16 protein-coding genes are annotated in these 18,099 nt (G+C 74.7%); 8 read left to right on the plus strand and 8 right to left on the minus strand.

All coding sequences use genetic code 11. The features are described from left to right. Positions 1–108: 108 nt before the first annotated feature. A complete protein-coding gene (locus ABD299_RS01900; RefSeq protein WP_344258250.1) occupies positions 109–1,176 on the plus strand; it encodes a hypothetical protein in 1,068 nt (355 codons plus the stop codon). A 56-nt stretch (positions 1,177–1,232) separates the two neighbouring features. Beyond that, the gene (locus tag ABD299_RS01905) at positions 1,233–1,937 is read left to right on the plus strand and encodes an HAD family hydrolase (RefSeq protein WP_344258252.1); all 705 of its coding nucleotides are present in this window, start codon (positions 1,233–1,235) and stop codon (positions 1,935–1,937) included. 101 nt (positions 1,938–2,038) lie between these two features. Here ABD299_RS01905 and ABD299_RS01910 read toward each other — a convergent pair whose 3' ends face one another. Beyond that, entirely contained in the window at positions 2,039–2,392 is a 354-nt protein-coding gene (locus tag ABD299_RS01910) for a hypothetical protein (protein WP_425581231.1), read from the minus strand. Between the two features lie 119 nt (positions 2,393–2,511). On the opposite strand from ABD299_RS01910, the gene ABD299_RS01915 reads away from it, so the two are divergent. Further along, entirely contained in the window at positions 2,512–2,895 is a 384-nt protein-coding gene (locus tag ABD299_RS01915; RefSeq protein ID WP_344258256.1) for a cold-shock protein, read from the plus strand. 41 nt (positions 2,896–2,936) lie between these two features. Here the strand turns inward: ABD299_RS01915 and ABD299_RS01920 are convergent, their stop codons facing one another. From ABD299_RS01920 to ABD299_RS01935, 4 genes are read right to left on the minus strand one after another with little or no spacing between them, the layout of a single operon-like run. Further along, a complete protein-coding gene (locus ABD299_RS01920; protein ID WP_344258258.1) occupies positions 2,937–3,854 on the minus strand; it encodes a 1,4-dihydroxy-6-naphtoate synthase in 918 nt (305 codons plus the stop codon). After that, a complete protein-coding gene (locus tag ABD299_RS01925; protein WP_344258260.1) occupies positions 3,851–4,633 on the minus strand; it encodes a futalosine hydrolase in 783 nt (260 codons plus the stop codon). The genes ABD299_RS01920 and ABD299_RS01925 overlap by 4 nt, the downstream gene beginning before the upstream one ends. Before the next feature lie 34 nt (positions 4,634–4,667). Beyond that, a complete protein-coding gene (locus tag ABD299_RS01930; protein WP_344258262.1) occupies positions 4,668–5,228 on the minus strand; it encodes a hypothetical protein in 561 nt (186 codons plus the stop codon). 26 nt (positions 5,229–5,254) lie between these two features. Further along, positions 5,255–6,715 carry an MFS transporter gene (locus ABD299_RS01935; protein WP_425581232.1) on the minus strand — a complete coding sequence of 487 codons (1,461 nt, stop codon included), beginning with the start codon at positions 6,713–6,715 and terminating at the stop codon, positions 5,255–5,257. A 294-nt stretch (positions 6,716–7,009) separates the two neighbouring features. Between ABD299_RS01935 and ABD299_RS01940 the strand changes: the two genes are divergently transcribed. Next, positions 7,010–8,008: a DUF3027 domain-containing protein gene (locus ABD299_RS01940; RefSeq protein WP_344258264.1), complete on the plus strand. Its 999-nt coding sequence runs from the start codon at positions 7,010–7,012 to the stop codon at positions 8,006–8,008. A gap of 73 nt (positions 8,009–8,081) precedes the next feature. Here ABD299_RS01940 and ABD299_RS01945 read toward each other — a convergent pair whose 3' ends face one another. Further along, a complete protein-coding gene (locus ABD299_RS01945) occupies positions 8,082–8,801 on the minus strand; it encodes a sulfite exporter TauE/SafE family protein (RefSeq protein ID WP_344258265.1) in 720 nt (239 codons plus the stop codon). A 36-nt stretch (positions 8,802–8,837) separates the two neighbouring features. Between ABD299_RS01945 and ABD299_RS01950 the strand changes: the two genes are divergently transcribed. Beyond that, positions 8,838–12,044, plus strand: a complete 3,207-nt coding sequence (locus ABD299_RS01950) for a sacsin N-terminal ATP-binding-like domain-containing protein (RefSeq protein ID WP_344258267.1) — start codon at positions 8,838–8,840, stop codon at positions 12,042–12,044. A gap of 177 nt (positions 12,045–12,221) precedes the next feature. Continuing rightward, positions 12,222–13,061 carry a hypothetical protein gene (locus tag ABD299_RS01955; RefSeq protein WP_344258268.1) on the plus strand — a complete coding sequence of 280 codons (840 nt, stop codon included), beginning with the start codon at positions 12,222–12,224 and terminating at the stop codon, positions 13,059–13,061. Positions 13,062–13,114: 53 nt separating this feature from the next. Here ABD299_RS01955 and ABD299_RS01960 read toward each other — a convergent pair whose 3' ends face one another. Together ABD299_RS01960 and ABD299_RS01965 are read right to left on the minus strand one after the other, a co-directional pair. Next, the gene (locus tag ABD299_RS01960) at positions 13,115–15,544 is read right to left on the minus strand and encodes an HAD-IC family P-type ATPase (RefSeq protein ID WP_344258269.1); all 2,430 of its coding nucleotides are present in this window, start codon (positions 15,542–15,544) and stop codon (positions 13,115–13,117) included. 10 nt (positions 15,545–15,554) lie between these two features. Further along, on the minus strand, positions 15,555–15,833 hold the full coding sequence (locus tag ABD299_RS01965; protein WP_344258271.1) for a DUF2530 domain-containing protein: 279 nt from the start codon (positions 15,831–15,833) through the stop codon (positions 15,555–15,557). 182 nt (positions 15,834–16,015) lie between these two features. Here ABD299_RS01965 and ABD299_RS01970 point away from each other — a divergent pair, with 182 nt between their 5' ends. Together ABD299_RS01970 and ABD299_RS01975 are read left to right on the plus strand one after the other, a co-directional pair. Next, positions 16,016–16,459 (plus strand): MarR family winged helix-turn-helix transcriptional regulator, encoded by a 444-nt coding sequence (locus tag ABD299_RS01970; RefSeq protein WP_344258272.1) that lies wholly within the window; start codon positions 16,016–16,018, stop codon positions 16,457–16,459. Between the two features lie 109 nt (positions 16,460–16,568). After that, positions 16,569–17,999 carry an MFS transporter gene (locus tag ABD299_RS01975; RefSeq protein ID WP_344258273.1) on the plus strand — a complete coding sequence of 477 codons (1,431 nt, stop codon included), beginning with the start codon at positions 16,569–16,571 and terminating at the stop codon, positions 17,997–17,999. Positions 18,000–18,099 lie beyond the last annotated feature (100 nt).

Genomic DNA, 18,099 nt, shown 5'->3' on the forward strand with positions numbered 1-18,099 from the left:
CCGGAAGTCGCCGTGGACCGGACGGGAGAGGGCGCGGCTCAGTACCATGCTGGCGGTGGCCGACCGGTGCGGACGTCGGTGCGGACGGGCGAGAACAGTGGTGGGCGCATGGGGATCGAGGGCGAGCAGCTCGTACTGGACTACCTGAGCCGGGTGGGCGACCTGGCCCACACCACCAGCATGTCCGCGTCGGAGCGCGCGGCCCTGGTGGTGCGGCTGCGGGACGAGATCGGGCGGCAGCGCGCGGCCAACGGCGGCGAGGAGCGCAAGTCCGACGTGAAGCGGATCATCCGCTCCATGGGACGCCCCGAGGACGTGGTCGCCCGGGCGGCCGGCGGTGGGGTCCCGCAGCACGCCGCCCCCGCGGCGGCCGGCAGCGGTTCCGGGGAAGGGGCCTCCGGGCGGAAGGCCGGGCGGAAGCGTTCGGCCGCCGCCGAGCGGCTGCCGCAGAGCGCTGCCGCCGAGGCCGAGCTGGTCGCGGCGGAGCGGGCCGCGGGCCCGGAGCAGCCGGTGGCGCGCGCCCAGTTGCCCGAGTGGCAGGACGGCAGGATCGGGGCGTTCGTCGGCGGCATCGAGATCCCGGAGATGCTCCGTCCGCCGCCCGCCGAACCCGACGCCCGGCCCGGCGGCCCCGAGGCGCAGGCGCTGCCACCCGGAGCCGCCGTGCCCCCGCCGCCCTCCCTGCCGGGAGCCGGTGCCGTGCCGGGCGCGCCCGTGGCGCCGGGGGCCGCGGTCCCGGGAGCCGGCGTGGAGGACGTCAAGACCGCCGGGGAGCGCAAGGCCGGCAAGGGCTGGCGGGCGCGGGCCCGCCGGGCCGTCAGCGGTGGCCGGGTCGGCGGCCCGATCGAACTGCTCGCCGTCCTCTCCCTGGTGGCGGGCACCGTCCTCGGCTCGCTGCTCGGCCTGGCCGCCGGCTGGGTACTGGCCTACTGGTCTCCCCGGCTGAGCCGCCGCGAGGCCCAGTGGACGGTGTTCGGGATGCCCGGCACCGTCGTCGGCGGCTACGTGGTGTGGGTCACCGGCCGGCTCAACGAGTCCTGGGGCGAACCGCTGCCCGCCGACGTCACCCTGCAGAGCGCGCTGGCCGACAACTATCCGGTGCTGCTGAGGCTCTCGGCGCTGGCGAGCGCCCTGTTCCTGCTGTGGCGGGCCCGCCGCCCCAAGCCGCAGGGGTGAGGGCCGTCCCGGGAACCGTCCCGGGGTGACGGCGAGGTGGCTGCACAATGGGAGCCATGCCTCACGAACCGGCCTCCGTCCCCCTGCCCGCCGCCGGTTCTCCGGCCGCGCCCCTCCCGGCTGAGCGGGCGGGCCACGGGCCCGGGGAGGGCCCGCTCACCGTGGGCTTCGACCTCAACATGACGCTCATCGACTCCCGCCCCGGCATCCGGGCCACTTATCTGAAGCTCTCCGCCGAGACCGGTGTCCCCATCGACGCGGAGCTGGCCGTCAGCCGGCTGGGGCCGCCGCTGGAGCAGGAGCTGGCGCACTGGTTCCCGCCGGAGGCCGTCGAGGAGGCGAGGGAGCGTTACCGCGAGCTGTACGTGGAGCACGGCATAGCGCCGACTCTCCCGATGCCCGGGGCACGGGAGGCGATCGCCGCGGTGCGGCGGCACGGCGGGCGGGCGGTGGTCGTGACCGCCAAGCACGGGCCGAACGCCGAGCTGCATCTGGAGCACCTGGGCATCGCGGCGGACGCGGTGGTCGGGGACCTGTGGGCCGAGGCCAAGGCGCAGGCACTGCGCGCGCACGGCGCGGGCGTGTACGTCGGGGACCACGTGGGGGACGTCCGGGGGGCCGCGGCGGCCGGGGCGCTGTCGGTCACCGTGCCCACCGGCCCCTGCGCCCCCGAGGAACTGCGCGCGGCGGGCGCCCACGTCGTACTGGCCGGCCTGGGGGAGTTCCCCGGCTGGCTGACCGGGCACCTGCGGACGGCCTGACGGCAGCGGCCCGCGGTCCGCGCGGGCCCGCGGAGCGCGTGCCGAAGACCGCCCGCGCCCGAGGCACGGACGGTGTCCCGCCGGGCACCGTCCGGCGTGGGCTACGCCGAGGACGCCGAGGACCGGCCGGGTCCCGCGGCGGCCCCGGTCTCCTGGGCCGCCTTGTGACTGCGGCGCTGCGCGGCCATGTCGCGCAGCATGCCGGCGCCGGCGACGGCGAAGCCGACGCCCATCAGCATCGACAGCGCGTACGCCATGGAGGGCAATGGTTCGGTGCCGAGGAACATCGGGACGAAGGTGACGATGGTCGCGATCGCGCCCACGGCGAAGACGACGCCGCCGACGCGGACCAGAAGGTCGCCCGGGCGGTGTCCGGGGTCATGTGTGGTGCTCACCCGTACAGGGTAGATCGTCCCCGCGACTGACAATCGCACTGAGGAACCGCCCGGCGTCATCTTGTCACCGGGCCGGGGGCGATTAGCCTGGGATGTGGCAGGTCCTCGGGCCTGCTACGACGTTGTTCAGGACGGTTTCGCTGGCCGGGTGGCCAGGACGAGTGCGAGGACGAGGACACGTGCCTACCGGCAAGGTGAAGTGGTTCAACAGCGAGAAGGGCTTCGGCTTCCTCTCCCGGGACGACGGCGGTGACGTCTTCGTCCACTCCTCCGTGCTGCCGGACGGTGTCGACGCGCTCAAGCCGGGGCAGCGGGTGGACTTCGGCGTGGTCGCCGGCCAGCGCGGCGACCAGGCGCTCTCCGTCACGCTGCTCGACCCGACGCCCTCGGTGGCCGCCGCCCAGCGCCGCAAGCCCGACGAGCTCGCCTCGATCGTGCAGGACCTCACCACGCTGCTCGACGGCGTGGCGCAGCAGCTGGAGCGGGGCCGCTACCCGGACAGGCAGAGCGGCGCCAAGATCGCCGGCATGCTCCGCGCGGTGGCGGACCAGCTCGACGTCTGAGCACCGCGGGCCCCGGCCCGGAGCGGGGCCGCGCCCCGGTCTCAGCCCGGGGCGTCCGGCGCCGGGGCGTCCAGCAGGGCCGGGTCCCAGCGCGGTACCAGGCCCTGGCCGGCCGCCCGTCCCAGCAGTTCGCGGACGGCGGCACGGCCCGCGGCGCCCAGGTCGGCGGTGAACTCGTTCACGTACAGCGCGATGTGCCGGGCGGCCACGTCCGGGTCCATCTCCTGGGCGTGCTCCAGCACGTACTCCCGCGAGGCCGCCGGGTCCCGCCGGGCGGCCCTCACCGAGCCGCGGATGGCCTCGGTGATCTGCCGCAGCCGGTCCTCGCCCAGGGACCGCCGGGCGATGATCGCGCCCAGCGGGATGGGGTGGCCTGTGGTGTCCTCCCAGTACTCGCCGAGATCGGCGAGCCGGTGCAGCCCGAAGCCCTGATAGGTGAAGCGCGCCTCGTGGATGACCAGGCCCGCGTCCACCCGGCCGTCCCGGACCGCCGGCATGATCTCGTGGAACGGCAGCACCACGATCCGGCCCACCCCGCCGGGCACCCGCTCCGCCGCCCAGAGCCGGAACAGCAGGTAGGCGGTGGAGCGCTCGGCGGGCACCGCCACGGTCCGCCCGGCCAGCGCGGCGGGCCCCGCCCCGGCCTTCTCCCGGGTCAGCACCAGTGGCCCGCAGCCGCGGCCCAGCGCCCCGCCGCAGGGCAGCAGCGCGTACTCCTCCAGCACCCACGGCAGCACCGCGAAGGAGACCTTCAGCACCGATCCCTCTCCGCGCTCGGCCATCGTGTTGGTCACGTCGATGTCCGCGAAGGTGACGTCGAGGGGCGGCGCGCCGGGCACCAGGCCGTGGGCCCAGGCGTGGAAGACGAAGGTGTCGTTCGGGCACGGCGAGTAGGCGATGTCCAGCGCACGCCCCCCGGCATCGGGGGCGGCGCCGGTGCGGCCGGCGGGTCGGGTCACCAGGTGCTCCAGTTCTCGTGGACGGGACGGATGCGGCCGAACGCCCCGGTCAGCGCGGTCAGCGCCTCCGGGATGCGCCAGGCGGCCCGGTCCCGGGGGCCGACCTCGTTGGAGACGGTGCGGACCTCCAGCACGGGGACGCCGTGCCCGGCGGCGGCCTCGGCCACGCCGAAGCCCTCCATCGCCTCGGCGGCCGCCCCCTCGAACCGGGCGGCCAGCTCCGCGGCGCGGCCGGCGGTGCCGGTGGCGGTGGAGACGGTGAGGACCGGTGCGTGCACCGCCCCGGCGGCCTCGGCGACGGCCGGGTCGAGGGCCGCCGGCGGGCGGTGCTCACCGGTGCCGAGGCCCAGCTCGGCCACGGGGGCGAAACCGCCGCCCGGCAGCGCGGCGCCGAGGTCGGCCGCGACGATCCGGGAGGCGACGACGGCGCGGAGCGGCGGGGCGACGCCGGGGAACCCGCCGCCGATGCCCGCACAGATCACCAGCCCGTACGGCTCGGCGGTCCCGTCCGGACCAGGGGCGAGGGCGGCCGCGGTGAGCGCGCCGGCGGTGCCCGCGGCGGCAGCGGCCGGGCCGACGCCCGCCGCGAGCACATCGGTGCGCGGGCCCGGACCGGCCGGAACCGTGTGCAGCACACCGCCCCCGGGCAGTTCCGCGAGGGCCGGGGGCCCGGTGCGGTCGGCGGGGCGCAGCGCGGCGAGCACCGCGTCCCGCTCGGCGGGCACGGCGGTCACCACCAGGACGCGCGACGGCGCCCCGGCGGGCCGGTGGCCGGTCATGCGCGGTGCGGGGGACGACAGGGGCGTGCCGCCGTCACTCGTCCGGAGTAAGCAGGGCGTGCCACACGCCGAGGATCTCCGGAGGCACCCGCATGCCCTCCTCGTCCTGCGCCTCGGGGTCGTAGTCCTCGTCGACCTGCACGATGGACACCAGCGCGTCGGCCGGGGCCTCGGCCTCCGGGTCGTCGGCCGGAGCCTGCTGCCGCCCCACGGTGAGGATCTGGTCGGCGGGGAAGCTGCGGTAGGTGCTCGTCATCGGCTCGGTGACCTGCGTGCCGTTGATGTACAGCACCCAGCCGGTCTCGGCGATCGACGGGTCCACGCCGATCCGGAACATGTCGCCCTCCAGCGCGGCGAACTCCGGGGCGCCCTCCCGCTTCTCCAGGCACGACTCGACCCGCTTCTCGGACAGCGGCTCGCCGTGCCCGTAGCAGCCGCTGGGGGTCTCGACCGAGGACGTGTCGGAGCCCAGGGTGAAGTGCGCGTAGGAGGTGGGCTTCTCACACGCGGACAGCGTGACGAGCCCCAGCGAAACGGCGCCGGCGGCAAGCGTGGTACGGACGGCCCGGCGGCCCCCGCTCGAGATCGCAGTCATGCGGGCAGGTTACCGGGCGGTGCCTCTCAGCGGACGCGCGGGTGCGGCGTGCCGCGCCGGGCGGCGGCCAGCAGGCCCTTCAGCGTCACCACCAGACCGGCCAGCACCAGACCCGCGGCGGTCGCCATGCCCAGCGGGCCGATCAGCGGGAGAGAGATGCCGATGGCGCCGCCGACCACCCACGACATCTGCACCATCGTCTCGGAACGGGCGAACGCGGAGGTCCGCACCACCTCGGGCACGTCCCGCTGGATCAGCGCGTCCAGCGACAGCTTCCCCATGGCCTGGCAGATGCCGGCGGTCGCGGCGACAGCGAGCACCGTCGGGGCGCTGTAGACGACGGCCGCCGTGACGGTGGTGCCCAGCGCCAGCACCATCATCGTGATGAGGATGGCCTCCGGGGCCCGGTCCCGCAGCCAGTTCCCCAGCACGTTGCCCAGCCCGTTGCCGGCCCCTGCGGCGATACCGACCATGACCAGCGACAGCGCGTCGCTCAGCCCCGGCAGCGGCTCCTGGCGCAGCAGGAAGGCCATGAAGAACAGCAGGAAGCCCGACAGCGCCCGCAGCGAGGAGTTCGCGATCAGCGCCTTCAGGACGGGGGAGTCCGCCGAGCGCAGACCCGGCCGGTCCCGGCGGTACCGGCGGTACCGGCGGTCCCGGCGCCGGTCGGACCGGCCGCCGCGGCCCGGCGTCTCCTCCCGGCTTTTCGACCGGGCCTCGCGCATCGCCGCGAGCTCGGCCAGGTGCACCGTCCGCTCCCCCTTGGCCAGGTCCACCTTGTGCGGCAGCCGGAAGGACAGCACCGCGCCCAGGACGGTGACCGCGCACGCCCCGTACAGCGGCCACTGGGGGCCGATGGCGTGCAGGGCCAGCCCCAGCGGGGCCGCGGCCCCCGCGGAGATCAGCCCGGTCAGGGTGATCCGGGCGTTCGCCTTCACCAGGGAGATCTGGGTCGGGAGCAGCCGGGGCACCACCGCCGCCCGCACGATGTTGTACGCCTTCGAGGCGACCATCACCCCGAGCGCCGCCGGGTACAGCTCCAGGGATCCGGTGGTGACGACAGCCGCGATCAGCAGGGCCAGCGCCCCGCGCACCAGCAGCGCCCCCGCCATGGCGGCCCGCCGGCCGTGCGGGACACGGTCCAGCAAGGGGCCGATGACCGGGGCCAGCAACACGAACGGAGCCATGGTGACGGCCAGGTAGAGCGCCACCCGGCCGCGCGCCTCGTCGGTCGGCACGGAGAAGAAGATCGTGGACGCCAGCGCCATCGTGATGAGCATGTCGCCGACGGAGTGCACCGCGTGCAACTCGATGAGCTTGCTCAGCCCCGACTCGCCCGCGCCGTGTGCCTGCGTGGCCCGGCGGATCCGCCGGGTGACCGCCGTCCACGGACGGCGCACCGCCAGGCCGGCCGTGCCGAGGCCACGGCGCAGCCTCCCCGGCCTTCCCGGCCTGGCCCTCGTCCCGGACGAGCTGTCAGCGGTCACCCGCCCAGCGTAGAGCTTCGCGGTGCTCTCCCGGGCGGATGACGGCCGCGTCGCGCCGGGCCGAACCCGCCCCGGGCGCACCACCGATGGCCCCCTGCCGGGTGCCGGCCGGGCCGAGCCGCGGGCTCCCGCCGACGGCGGCACAAGGCGTGCGGTAGCGTGGACGGACGGTGCGCCTTGCCTCGTACAGCGACGTCGCAGCGGTCCCCTGGTCCGCTCCGTCGGCTCCGTTCGCCTTCAGGCGCCCGCACCGCACAACGGCGTAGGAGAGAGTCGATTCTTGTGAGAGCTGGGATGCGAAGCCGTACCCCCGACCAGCTGTGCGCCGAGGCGGTGGAACTGGCCCGGGAGGTCGCGGCCGAGGCCGCGCAGCCCCGGCCGCTGGGGGAGTATCTGGGCGCTGTCGCCGAGGGCGACCGGCTCGTCACCCACCTCTTCGGGAGTGAGGAGCCCGGCTACCGGGGCTGGCGGTGGACAGTGACCGTCGCCCGGGCCTCGCGCGCCCGGCGGGTCACCGTCGACGAGGTCTCCCTCACCCCGGGGCCCGACGCGCTGCGCCCTCCCGAGTGGGTGCCGTGGAGCGAGCGGCTGCGCCCCGGCGACCTGGGGCCCGGGGACCTGCTGCCCACCGAGGCCGAGGACCTGCGCCTGGAGCCCGGACTCAATGCCCCGGTGATGCCGCCCCCGCACTCGGCTCTGGCCGAGGAGCCCGGCGCGGCGGTGCCGGAGCGCGGCACCATCACGGCGGTCGCCGACGAGCTGGGCCTGGGACGCCCGCGGGTGCTGTCGAGGATCGGCCTGGACTCGGCGGCCGACCGCTGGGAGGACAGTTTCGGCCCGCAGACCCCGATGGCCCAGTCCGCCCCCGCCTCCTGTCTCAGCTGCGGCTTCCTGGTGCCGCTCACCGGCTCGCTGCGCCAGGCGTTCGGGGTGTGCGCCAACGAGTACTCCCCGGCCGACGGCCATGTCGTCTCGCTGGCCTACGGGTGCGGGGCGCACTCGGAGGCGGCCGTGATGCCCAGCCCGCCGCAGCCGCCGCCTCCCGTGATCGACCACGTCGCCGTCGACCCGCTGCCGCTGGACGGCCCGGCCGCGCCGCCGGAGGGCGGTGACGCGGCGGACGCCGGCTCCGGGGGGGAGTCCTCCTCCGGAGGGGACACCGGCGAGCCCTCCGGGGACGGGCCCGCCGACGGTGCCGCGGGGGACGACGACGGGAACACCGGACGCGGCCGCAGCGGGCGAAGCCGCGGGAGGCGCGGCGGCGGTTCCCGGCGCGCAGGCGGCGGTCACTGAGCGAGCACCCGTTGCGCCGGCGCGCCCTCGGCCCCCGGCGGCGAAGGGAACCCTCACGCGGCGAAGGGAACCCTCACAGCAGCGAGCGGACGAGCAGGGCGCTGCCGGAGACCGCCACCAGGCACAGCAGCACTGCCCGCAGCCCGGAGACCCCCAGCCGCCTGCGCAGCGGCCCCGCGACCCCGAACCCGGCCAGCACGAACGGCATGAGCAGCAGCCCGGCCCGCACCTGAGCGCCGTCCAGGTGGCCTCCGACGGCCAGGGCCCCCAGCGACATCACCGTCCCGGCGAGGAAGAAGCCGCCCAGCGTCGCCCGCACCCGGGCGGCCGTCTCGTGCTGGTACAGCAGAGCCATCGGCGGGCCGCCGATGGACGTCGCGGTGCCCGACAGCCCGGATGCCGCGCCGGCCACCACGAGCGAGACGGGGGACAGCGGCACGCGCGGTGCCCACAGCGACGCCGCCACAGCCAGCAGCACCATCGCCCCCACCACACCGCCCAGCGTCCGTGGTTCGAGTACGGCCACCAGCCAGGCCCCGGCCACCACACCCGGCACCCGGGCAGGCAGCGCCCAGGCCAGCCCCCGCCAGTCGATGTGCCGCCACTCGGCCCCCATCATCAGCAGCGGCAGCGGCAGCGTGACGATCAGCAGCGTGCCCGGCACCAGGGCGGGGTCGAGGAACGCCACGACCGGAGCGGCCACCAGGCCGAGGCCCAGGCCCACGCCGCTCTGCACCACCGCGCCGAACAGGACGGCCGCACCGGCGACGGTCAGGAACACTGCGTCTGGCATCGGTCGGCCAACCTAGCACCCGGTACTGTCACACCCGTGACCACCGACGAAGCCTTCGCCACCGCCGGCGACCCGTTCGGCACCGCCCGGCTGCGGCGCGGTGTGCTCGACGCCTGGGCCGCCTCCCCCGCCCGGTTCCGGGAGGACGCCAACGCCGAGGAGGACCTCGCCCGCGGCGGCTACCGGGACCGGCTGGTCATCGAACTCGCCCAGAACGCCTCCGACGCGGCCGCCCGCGCCGGGGTGCCGGGGCGACTGCTGCTCGCGCTGGGCGACGGCGGACTGACCGCCGCCAACACCGGCGCGCCGCTGGACGCGGCCGGCGTGGAGTCGCTGTCCACCCTGCGGGCCTCGGCCAAGCGGGACACCGACAGCGTCGGCCGGTTCGGGGTCGGCTTCGCCGCGGTCCTGGCGGTCAGCGACACCCCGTCGATCACCGGCCGGTCGGGCGGCGCCCGCTGGTCGCTGGCCGAGGCCGTCCGGCTCACCCGCGAGACCGTCGCCCGTGCCCCGGCACTCGGCGACGAGGTGAGCCGCCGGGAGGGGCACCGGCACGCCGTCCCGCTGTTGCGGCTCCCGCTGCCGCTGGAGTCCGCCCCCGGCGCCGTGCCCGACGGCTACGACACTCTGGTCACCCTCCCGCTGCGCGACGACGCGGCACGGGAGCTGGCCGCCCGGCTGCTGGCCGGCGTCGACGACACCCTGCTGCTGGCCCTGCCGGGCCTGGCCGAGGTGTCGGTGCGGACCCCGGACGGCGTACGGGTGCTCTCCCGCCGCCGGGAGGGCCCGTACACCGTCGTCGAGGAGCGCACGGACACCGGGCAGGGCGACGGCACTCACCGCGTCACCCGCTGGCGGGTGGCGTCGGCGGCCGGGCAGGCCGTGCCCGAGCTGCTGGCGGACCGGCCTCTGGAGGAGCGGCAGCGGCCCGCGTGGACGGTGACCTGGGCCGTCCCGGTGGACGCCGACGGCGCGCCCGCCGTGCCGCCGGGCGACCGCGTGCTGTACGCGCCCACGCCCACCGACGAGCCGCTGGGTGTCCCCGCGGTGCTGATCGCCTCGTTCCCGCTCGAACCCACCCGGCGGCATGTCGCGCCCGGCCCGCTCACCGCGTTCCTGCTGGAGCGCGCGGCCGACACCTGCGCCGCGCTGCTGGGCGGCTGGCGCCCGGTCACGGCCGGCCTCGTCGGACTGGTCCCCGGGCCACTGGGCCGAGGAGAGCTGGACGGGACGCTGCGCCGCCTGCTGATGGACCGGCTGCGGCAGGTGCCGTTCCTGCCCCGCGCCCTGCCGGACGCCGGGCCGGAAGCCGGTGGCGACGCCGTCCCCGGCGCCGCGGACATCCTGGCGGAGGCCGCGCCGGACACCGCACCCGGGGCCGGGCTGCGCCCGGTGGAGGCCGAGCTCGTCGAGGGCGCGGGGGCGGAGACCGTCGAGGTGCTCGCCGAACTGTTCCCCGCACTGCTGCCCGCCGGGCTGGAACGCCGTCCGGAACTGCGCGTGCTGGAGGTCTCCCGCGTCCCGCTCGGCGAAGTCGTCGACCGGCTGGCCGGCGTGGAGCGGCCCCCGGCGTGGTGGCGGCGGCTGTACGAGTCGCTGTCCGGCGTCGACCCGGACCGGCTGACCGGTCTGCCGGTGCCGCTGGCCGGAACGGGCCCGCAGCCCGGACGGACCGTCATCGGTCCGCGTCAGGTGCTGCTGCCGCTCGACGGCGCCGACCCCGCGCGGCTGGGCCGACTGGGCCTGAAGGTGGCCCACCCGGAGGCCGCGCATCCGCTGCTGGAGAAGCTCGGCGCCCGGCCGGCCACCCCGCGCGCGGTGCTGACCACCCCACAGGTGCGGGCGGCGGTCGCGGCCTCCGCGGACGACGAGGTGTGGGCGGAGGACGCACCGGACGCCGCCGAGCTCGCCGAGGTCGTGCTCTCGCTGGTCCGTGAGGCGGGCCTGGAGCCCGGCGACGAGCCCTGGCTGGCCGCCCTGGCGCTGCCGGACGAGGACGGGGAGTACGTGCCGGCCGGCGAACTGGTGCTTCCCGGCAGCCCGTTCCAGCAGATCATCCGGGACGGCGAACTGGCCGCCTGCGACGAGGAGCTGGCCGGCCGCTTCGGGGAGCAGCCGCTGACCGCCGTCGGCGTGCAGGCGGACTTCGTGCTGGTCCGGGCCGCCGACGTGGTGCTGGACCCCGACGAGCTGGAGCCGGCGGACACCGACTACCCGGAGCCCGACGACGTGGGGCTGCTCGACTCGGTGGACGTGTGGTGCGAGGACGTCCTGGACGCGCTGCCGCAGACCGCGCTGCCGCCGGTCGCCGTGGAGCTGACCGGCGTCCGCGACCTGGACCTGGTGGACGACTCCCGCTGGCCGCAGGCGCTGGCGATGCTGTCCCGCCCGCCGCTGCGGGAGGCGCTGACGACGCCGCTGCGGGTGCGGATGCCGGACGGCGGCATCGAGACCGCCCGCCCGTACACCGCCTGGTGGCTGCGCGGGGCCCCGGTCCTGGACGGCCGCCGCCCGGCCGGGCTGCGGGCCGCCGGAGCGGACCCGCTGCTGGCCGGCCTGTACGAGGAGGCCGACACGGCCGACGCGGACGAGTCGGTGCTCCGGGCGCTGGGCGTGCGCACCACGGCCGCGGCGCTGCTGTCCGAGCCGGGCGGCGCCGCCGAGCTCCTGGCCCGGCTGGCCGACCCGGACCTCCCGCTCTCCGCCGCGCAGCTGCACGGCCTGTACGCGCTGCTGGCCGGCCTGCCCCCGGAGGAGGTCACGCTCCCCGACGACCTGCGTGCCGTCCTCGACGGCGAGGTCCGCGTGGTGCCCGCGGGCGAGGCGCTGGTGGCCGACGCCCCGGACCTGCTGCCGCTGGCGGCCGGCCGCGCGCTGCTGCCGGTGCCGCCCGGCCTCGCGGACGGTCTGGCCGCGGTGCTGGACGTGCGCCCGCTGAGTGCCGCGCTGCCGGCCCCGGCGCCGGCCGGCGGGCAGCGCCGGGAGGTGCCCGAGGAGGCCCGCGTCCTCCTGGGCGAGCGCTGCCCGGACCACTACACCGAGCACGACGAGCTGCTGATCGACGGCGTGGACCTGTCCTGGCGGCTGGGCCCGGACGGCGTGCTGCACGCCGCCACCGTCGAGGGCCTGGCCGCCGGCCTGGCCCGGGCGGCGGGCCAGTGGCCCCGTCGCTTCGAGCTGGCCGCCCTGCTGGAGGACCCCACCCGCGCCGGGGAACTCGCCACCGCCCGCTGGTTCGACTGACCGAATTCTCCACCGGCTGCCGGGAATATCTGGCACTCTGAGTCCGTGATGCGCCACAGTGCGGTACAAGACCGGATGTGTACAGCTTCTCCGCGCGGCGGAAACACACAGCCGCACAGGAGACCTCCCCGGGCGCAGGCGCGCCCGCGTGCCCGCGGGATGGGAGTCCGAGCGGCTGTGCTGACCGTTCTCGCGGTGCTGTCCGGCGCGTGCGCGGCGGGTCCGGAGATGGACCGTATGGTCGGTGATCTCGCGGAGTTCCGGGTGCATCAGGGAGTTTACGCGCCGGCCGCACCCGTCGAGCGGAGCAGCGAAGAGCAGACGGCCCAGGACATCTCCGCACTGTTCTTCGCGGCCGCGCTCGCGGATTCGGTGCTGAAGGGCCGTGAGGTGGTCGGCGCCGAGGGCGTGGCGGCCGCCCGTGAGCACGGCCGGATGGCCGCGGACAGCGGGAACTGCGACGGGATGCTGTTCTCCGCCGGCGTTCTTCGTATCGTCCAGGAGCGCGACCCGCGCGTGGAGAGAATGGCCGCATCCTGCACCCTTGAACGGCTCGCGGAGCACGGTGTCACACGGGAGAACGTCGGGGGCGTCGCCGTTGCCCTGGGGATCCTGGAAAGGATGGGATACAGCGGCGACATCCCGGAGCTCACCATGGAACTGTTCGATGTGGAGGACCGTGAGGACCGGTATCGCGCCTGGCAGGCTCTCGCGCTGATGCCGCGCCTGGACAATCCGGAGGACACTCGCGAGCACTTCTCCGAGCAGCTCGCCGAGGCCGCGGTCTTTCTGAGAAACCCGGACAGCGACGCTCTGCTCGGCGAGGTCATCGCCGCGTATCAGGCTCCCAGGGCGGACCGGGACATGGGCGGTCTCTCGCCGGAGCTGGAGCGGTGGCTCTCCGACGCGCGAGGTTGCGAGGGTGCCGATTCCTTCTACCGTGTCAGCCCCGAGGCGGACGTGTGCACTCTCGAGGACGCGTGGACCGGGGTGACGAGCGGGCTCATCCCCCGGTGACCACATCGGCCACCGGGCGCGGCCACTGCGGCAGGCGGAAGCGCCGGTGCCGGCTACCAGATGCGGCGGGGGACGAGGCGGGCGGCGACTTCCAGGGCGACCATGCCGGCCGCACCGATGGCCACCGCCGTCCAGGGCATCAGCAGCCCGCTGAGGTCCAGCGCGAAGAAATGCTGGAGCCATGGAGTGAGGAGCACCACCGCGAAGCCCCCGGCCATCGAGGCGAGCAGCCCGATCCGCCACCAGGTGTAGGGCCTGGCGATGATAGCCAGGACCCATAGCGCCAGAAGGAAGAGGGTGAGGGTGGCGGCGCTCGTCTCCGCCGTGCGGGTCGCCTCGGTGGCGCCGTAGTACGAGCGGGCCAGCAGATAGGTGGTGAAGGTGCAGATGCCGGCGATCAGGCCGAACGGGACGGCCAGCCGCAGCACCCGGCGCACGAAGTGCGGCCGGGCCCGTTCGAGGTTCGGGGCCAGGGCGAGGAAGAACGCGGGGATGCCGATGGTCAGCGCCGACAGCATCGTCAGGTGCCGGGGCAGGAACGGGTACGGGACCTGCGCGATGATCACCGCGAAGGCCATGAAGACCGAGTAGACGGTCTTGGTCAGGAAGAGGTTGGCGATCCGTTCGATGTTGCCGATGACCCGCCTGCCCTCGGCCACGACCGACGGCAGGGTGGCGAAGCTGTTGTTGAGCAGGACGATCTGCGCCACCGCGCGGGTGGCCTCCGAGCCCGAGCCCATCGCCACGCCGATGTCGGCGTCCTTGAGCGCCAGCACGTCGTTGACGCCGTCCCCGGTCATCGCCACCGTGTGGCCGCGGGCCTGGAGGGCACCGACCATCTCGCGTTTCTGCTGCGGTGAGACCCGCCCGAAGACCGTGTGCTCCTCGACGGCCTCCGCCATGGCCTCCGGGCCCGCCGGCAGGTGCCGGGCGTCGACCGCGCGGTGGCCTCCGGGCAGCCCCAGCTTGGCCGCGACCGCCCCCACCGAGACCGCGTTGTCGCCGGAGATGACCTTGGCGGCCACGTTCTGCCGGGCGAAGTAGCGCAGGGTGTCCGGCGCCTCCGTGCGCAGCCGCTGCTCCAGGACCAGCAGGGCGACGGGGGCGGCGTCGCCCTGCTGCGGCGGGGTGTCCAGCGGGTGCGGGCTGCGGGCCAGCAGGAGCACCCGCAGCCCTTCCCGGTTCAGGCCGTCCACCTCGGCCAGCGCGGGGTGGCCCGGGGGGAGCAGCACGTCGGGAGCGCCCAGCAGCCAGTGGCCCTTCCGGCCGGACGGCTCGGTGCAGCTGATGCCGCTGTACTTGCGGGCGGACGAGAACGGGAGGGCGTTCGTGCAGGTCCAGCCGTCGGGGGCGGGGAAGGCGTCGATGACCGCCTGGAGGCTGGCGTTGGGCCGGGGGTCGCCGGCCCCCAGTGCTCCGAGCACCTCGCGGACGTAGGTCTCGTCCCCGGGCCCCGGAGCCGGGGATTCCCGGCCCGCCGCGCCGGTGTCCTGCGGCGTGCCGCCGTCCCGGTCCAGGAGGATCAGGCGGGAGACGTCCATCCCGCCCTCGGTGAGGGTGCCCGTCTTGTCCAGGCAGACGACGTTCACCCGGGCCAGTCCCTCGATCGCGGGAAGCTCCTGCACCAGGCACTGCTTGCGGCCCAGCCGGATGACACCGATGGCGAAGGCGACCGAGGTCAGCAGCACCAGGCCCTCGGGGACCATCACCACGATGCCGGCGACCATGCGGCGGATGGCCTCGAAGGTGTCGGCCCGTTCCACCACCAGCTGGCTGATGATCAGACCGATCGCGGCGGGGATCATCAGCATGATGCAGTACTTGAGGATCTTGCTGATCCCGGCGCGCAGTTCGGAGTGGACCAGCGTGAACCGGGACGCCTCCTCGGCGAGCTGCGCCGCGTAGGCCTCCCGGCCGACCTTGGTGGCCGTGAAGGAGCCGCCGCCGGCGACCACGAAGCTGCCGGACATCACCTGGTCCCCGGGACGCTTCACCACCGGGTCGGCCTCGCCGGTCAGCAGCGACTCGTCGACCTCCAGGCTGTCGGAGCCGGCCACCCGGCCGTCCACGACGATCTTGTCACCGGGGGCCAGTTCGATGAGATCGCCGAGCACGATCTCCTTGACGCTCACCTGCACGCTGCGGCCGTCGCGGCGGACGGTCGGCTTGGCCTCGCCGATCACGGCGAGGCTGTCCAGGGTCTTCTTGGCCCGCAGCTCCTGGATGATGCCGATCAGCGCGTTGGCGATGATCACGAAGCCGAAGAGGCCGTCCTGGATCGGGCCGACCACCAGAATGATCGCGAAGAGCGTGCCGATGATGGCGTTGAACAGGGTGAAGACATTGCCCCGGACGATCTCGCCGACGGAACGGGAGGACCGGACGGGGACGTCGTTGACCTCTCCGCGCGCGACGCGCTCGGCGACCTCGGCGGAGGTGAGCCCTCGCTCATCGGTCCGCTCCGCCGCTTCGGTCCGGGTCATGCCATCGGCATCAGGTGTCATTCTGCCGGGCCGCATTCTGCTCGGCCGCCTTGATGGCCGCCTCGCGGCGCCGGACGTACCACAGGCCCCACAGGCCCAGGCCCGCGCCGGCCAGGCACGACCAGATCCACCACTCGTGCCCCCGGTCCGCGTACCAGCGGTAGAACGGAAGCTGCCCCAGGAACAGCAGGGCCCAGATGACCGTGCCGGTCACCACGACCGCGGGGATGTTTCCCTCCAACGGCTCGGGTGCCTCCCGCTTGCCGTCGGTCCATTCGCCCCAGCGCATTCCCGTTGCCTCCCGCTGTCCCCGTGTCTGCGACCAGAGTAACCAGCGCGGAGCCGCACCGGAGGTCCGGCGCCCGAGGATGCCCCGACATCGCCTTCACCCGGACGGCGGTTCCCGGGATGTGGGGGGAGTCACCCGGTGATATCTTTCGTTAGGAAAGCTAACGAGATAGCCTGGTGGGCATGCCGGATCAGACGCTGGGAACACCTGAGGACGCCGCCGCGGTGAACGCGCTGCGGGTGGGCGTCATGCGGCTCTCCCGCAGGCTGCGCCACCAGCGGGTGGACCGCTCGCTCAGCCTCGCCGAGATGTCCGCGCTCGGCACACTCGCCCGCTGCGGCCCGATGACCCCGGGGGAGCTGGCGCGCCAGGAGCATGTTCAGCCGCCGTCGATGACCCGGCTCATCGCCCTCCTGCAGGAGCGCGGGCTGGTCAGGATGGAGCCGCATCCGCAGGACCGGAGGCAGAAGACGGTCATCTCCACCGGCCAGGCCGAGGCGATGCTGGAGGCGAGCCGCGCCCAGAGCAACGCCTGGCTGACGGAGATGGCCGGCCGGCTCGACGAGGAGGAGTGGGCGGCGCTCCGTGCCGCCGCCCCGGTGCTCCACAAGCTCGCCCACCTCTGACCACGCCCCGCACCGCACGCCGGCGGGGGCCACAGCGAAGGAAGACCGTCACAGAGAGACGCAGACGACAATCGCGGCCGGCGGCAGCCGGACGAGAGGAGTGTTCGTTTTGAGTTCGGGACCCGGAGCAGACTCCGCACCCGCACCACAGCCACCCACGACCCGGACGAAGACGTCCACCTTCAGCTCACTGAGGATCCGCAACTACCGGATCTTCTTCCTCGGGGCCACCGTGTCCAACACCGGCACCTGGATGCAGCGCATCGCCCAGGACTGGCTGGTGCACACCCTGACCGGCTCGGCCGCCGCCGTCGGCATCACCCTGGCGCTGCAGTTCCTGCCCATCCTCCTCTTCGGCCTCTACGGCGGTGTCCTCGCCGACCGGCTCGACAAGCGCAAGCTGCTGCTCTTCACCCAGTCCGCGATGGGCCTCACCGGCCTGCTGCTGGCGGCGCTCACGCTGACCGGTAACGTGAACGTCTACCACGTCTACGCCCTGGCCTTCGTGCTCGGTCTGGTCACGGTGGTGGACAACCCGACCCGGCAGACCTTCGTCTCCGACATCGTCGGGCCCGACCTGCTGCGCAACGCGGTCTCTCTGAACTCCGCCAACTTCCAGTCCGCGCGCATCGTCGGGCCGGCGGTCGCCGGAGTTCTGATCAGCGCGGTCGGCAGCGGCTGGGCGTTCCTCTTCAACGGCCTCTCCTTCCTGGCCCCCATCGCGGGCCTGCTGCTGATGCGCACCGGCGAACTGAACCCGGCCCGGCGGGCCCCACGGGGCAAGGGGCAGCTGCGGGAAGGGCTGCGCTACGTCGGCAGCCGGCCCGAACTGCTCTGGCCGGTGGTGCTGGTCGGCTTCATCGGTACCTTCGGCTTCAACTTCCCGATCTGGCTCGTGGCCTTCACCGACCGGATCTTCCTCGCCGAGGCCGGCACCTACGGGCTCCTGAACACGCTGATGGCGATCGGCTCACTGTCGGGCGCACTCCTCGCCGCCCGGCGCGGAGGAAGCCGGATGCGGTTCATGGTGGCCGCGGCCGGAGGCTTCGGCGCGCTGCTGATGATCGCCGCGGCGGCCCCGGTGTTCTGGGTCTTCGCGCTGCTGATGGTCCCCGTCGGGCTCATCGGCATGACGTTCGTGATCAGCGCGAACACCAGTCTGCAGATGGCCAGCGACCCGGCCATGCGGGGCCGGGTGATCAGTCTGTTCATGATGGTCTTCGTCGGCGGCACTCCGATCGGCGGCCCGCTGCTCGGCTGGCTCACCGACACCTTCGGTCCCCGCCTGGGCATCCTGGCCGGCGGCCTGGTTTGCGCGGCCGCCGCCCTGGCGGTCGCACTGATCCTGGCCCGGATCGGCGGCCTGCGTCTCAAGGTGGACCTGCGGCGCGGACACCGTCACCTGGACTTCGTGCCGCGGGCGCCCGCGGTCGGCGAGGTTCCGCGGGAGGCTGCGCGGGAGCTCCCGGACGAGACCCCGGAAGAGGCCGCGGCGCGGCCCCGCCGGGAGGAGAACCAGCACCTCAGCCGCACGCCCTGAGCGGCGCGTACGCCGGCCCCGGCCGGCGTGCGCCGCCCGGTGCGCGCCGGCCGGGGGGCGAACGTGGTTCTCCCGTTCTTCGTCCATGGCGCATGCTGTA

Source organism: Streptomyces sodiiphilus (genome assembly GCF_039529215.1).
In the GTDB taxonomy this organism is placed as follows: Bacteria; Actinomycetota; Actinomycetes; order Streptomycetales; family Streptomycetaceae; genus Streptomyces; species Streptomyces sodiiphilus.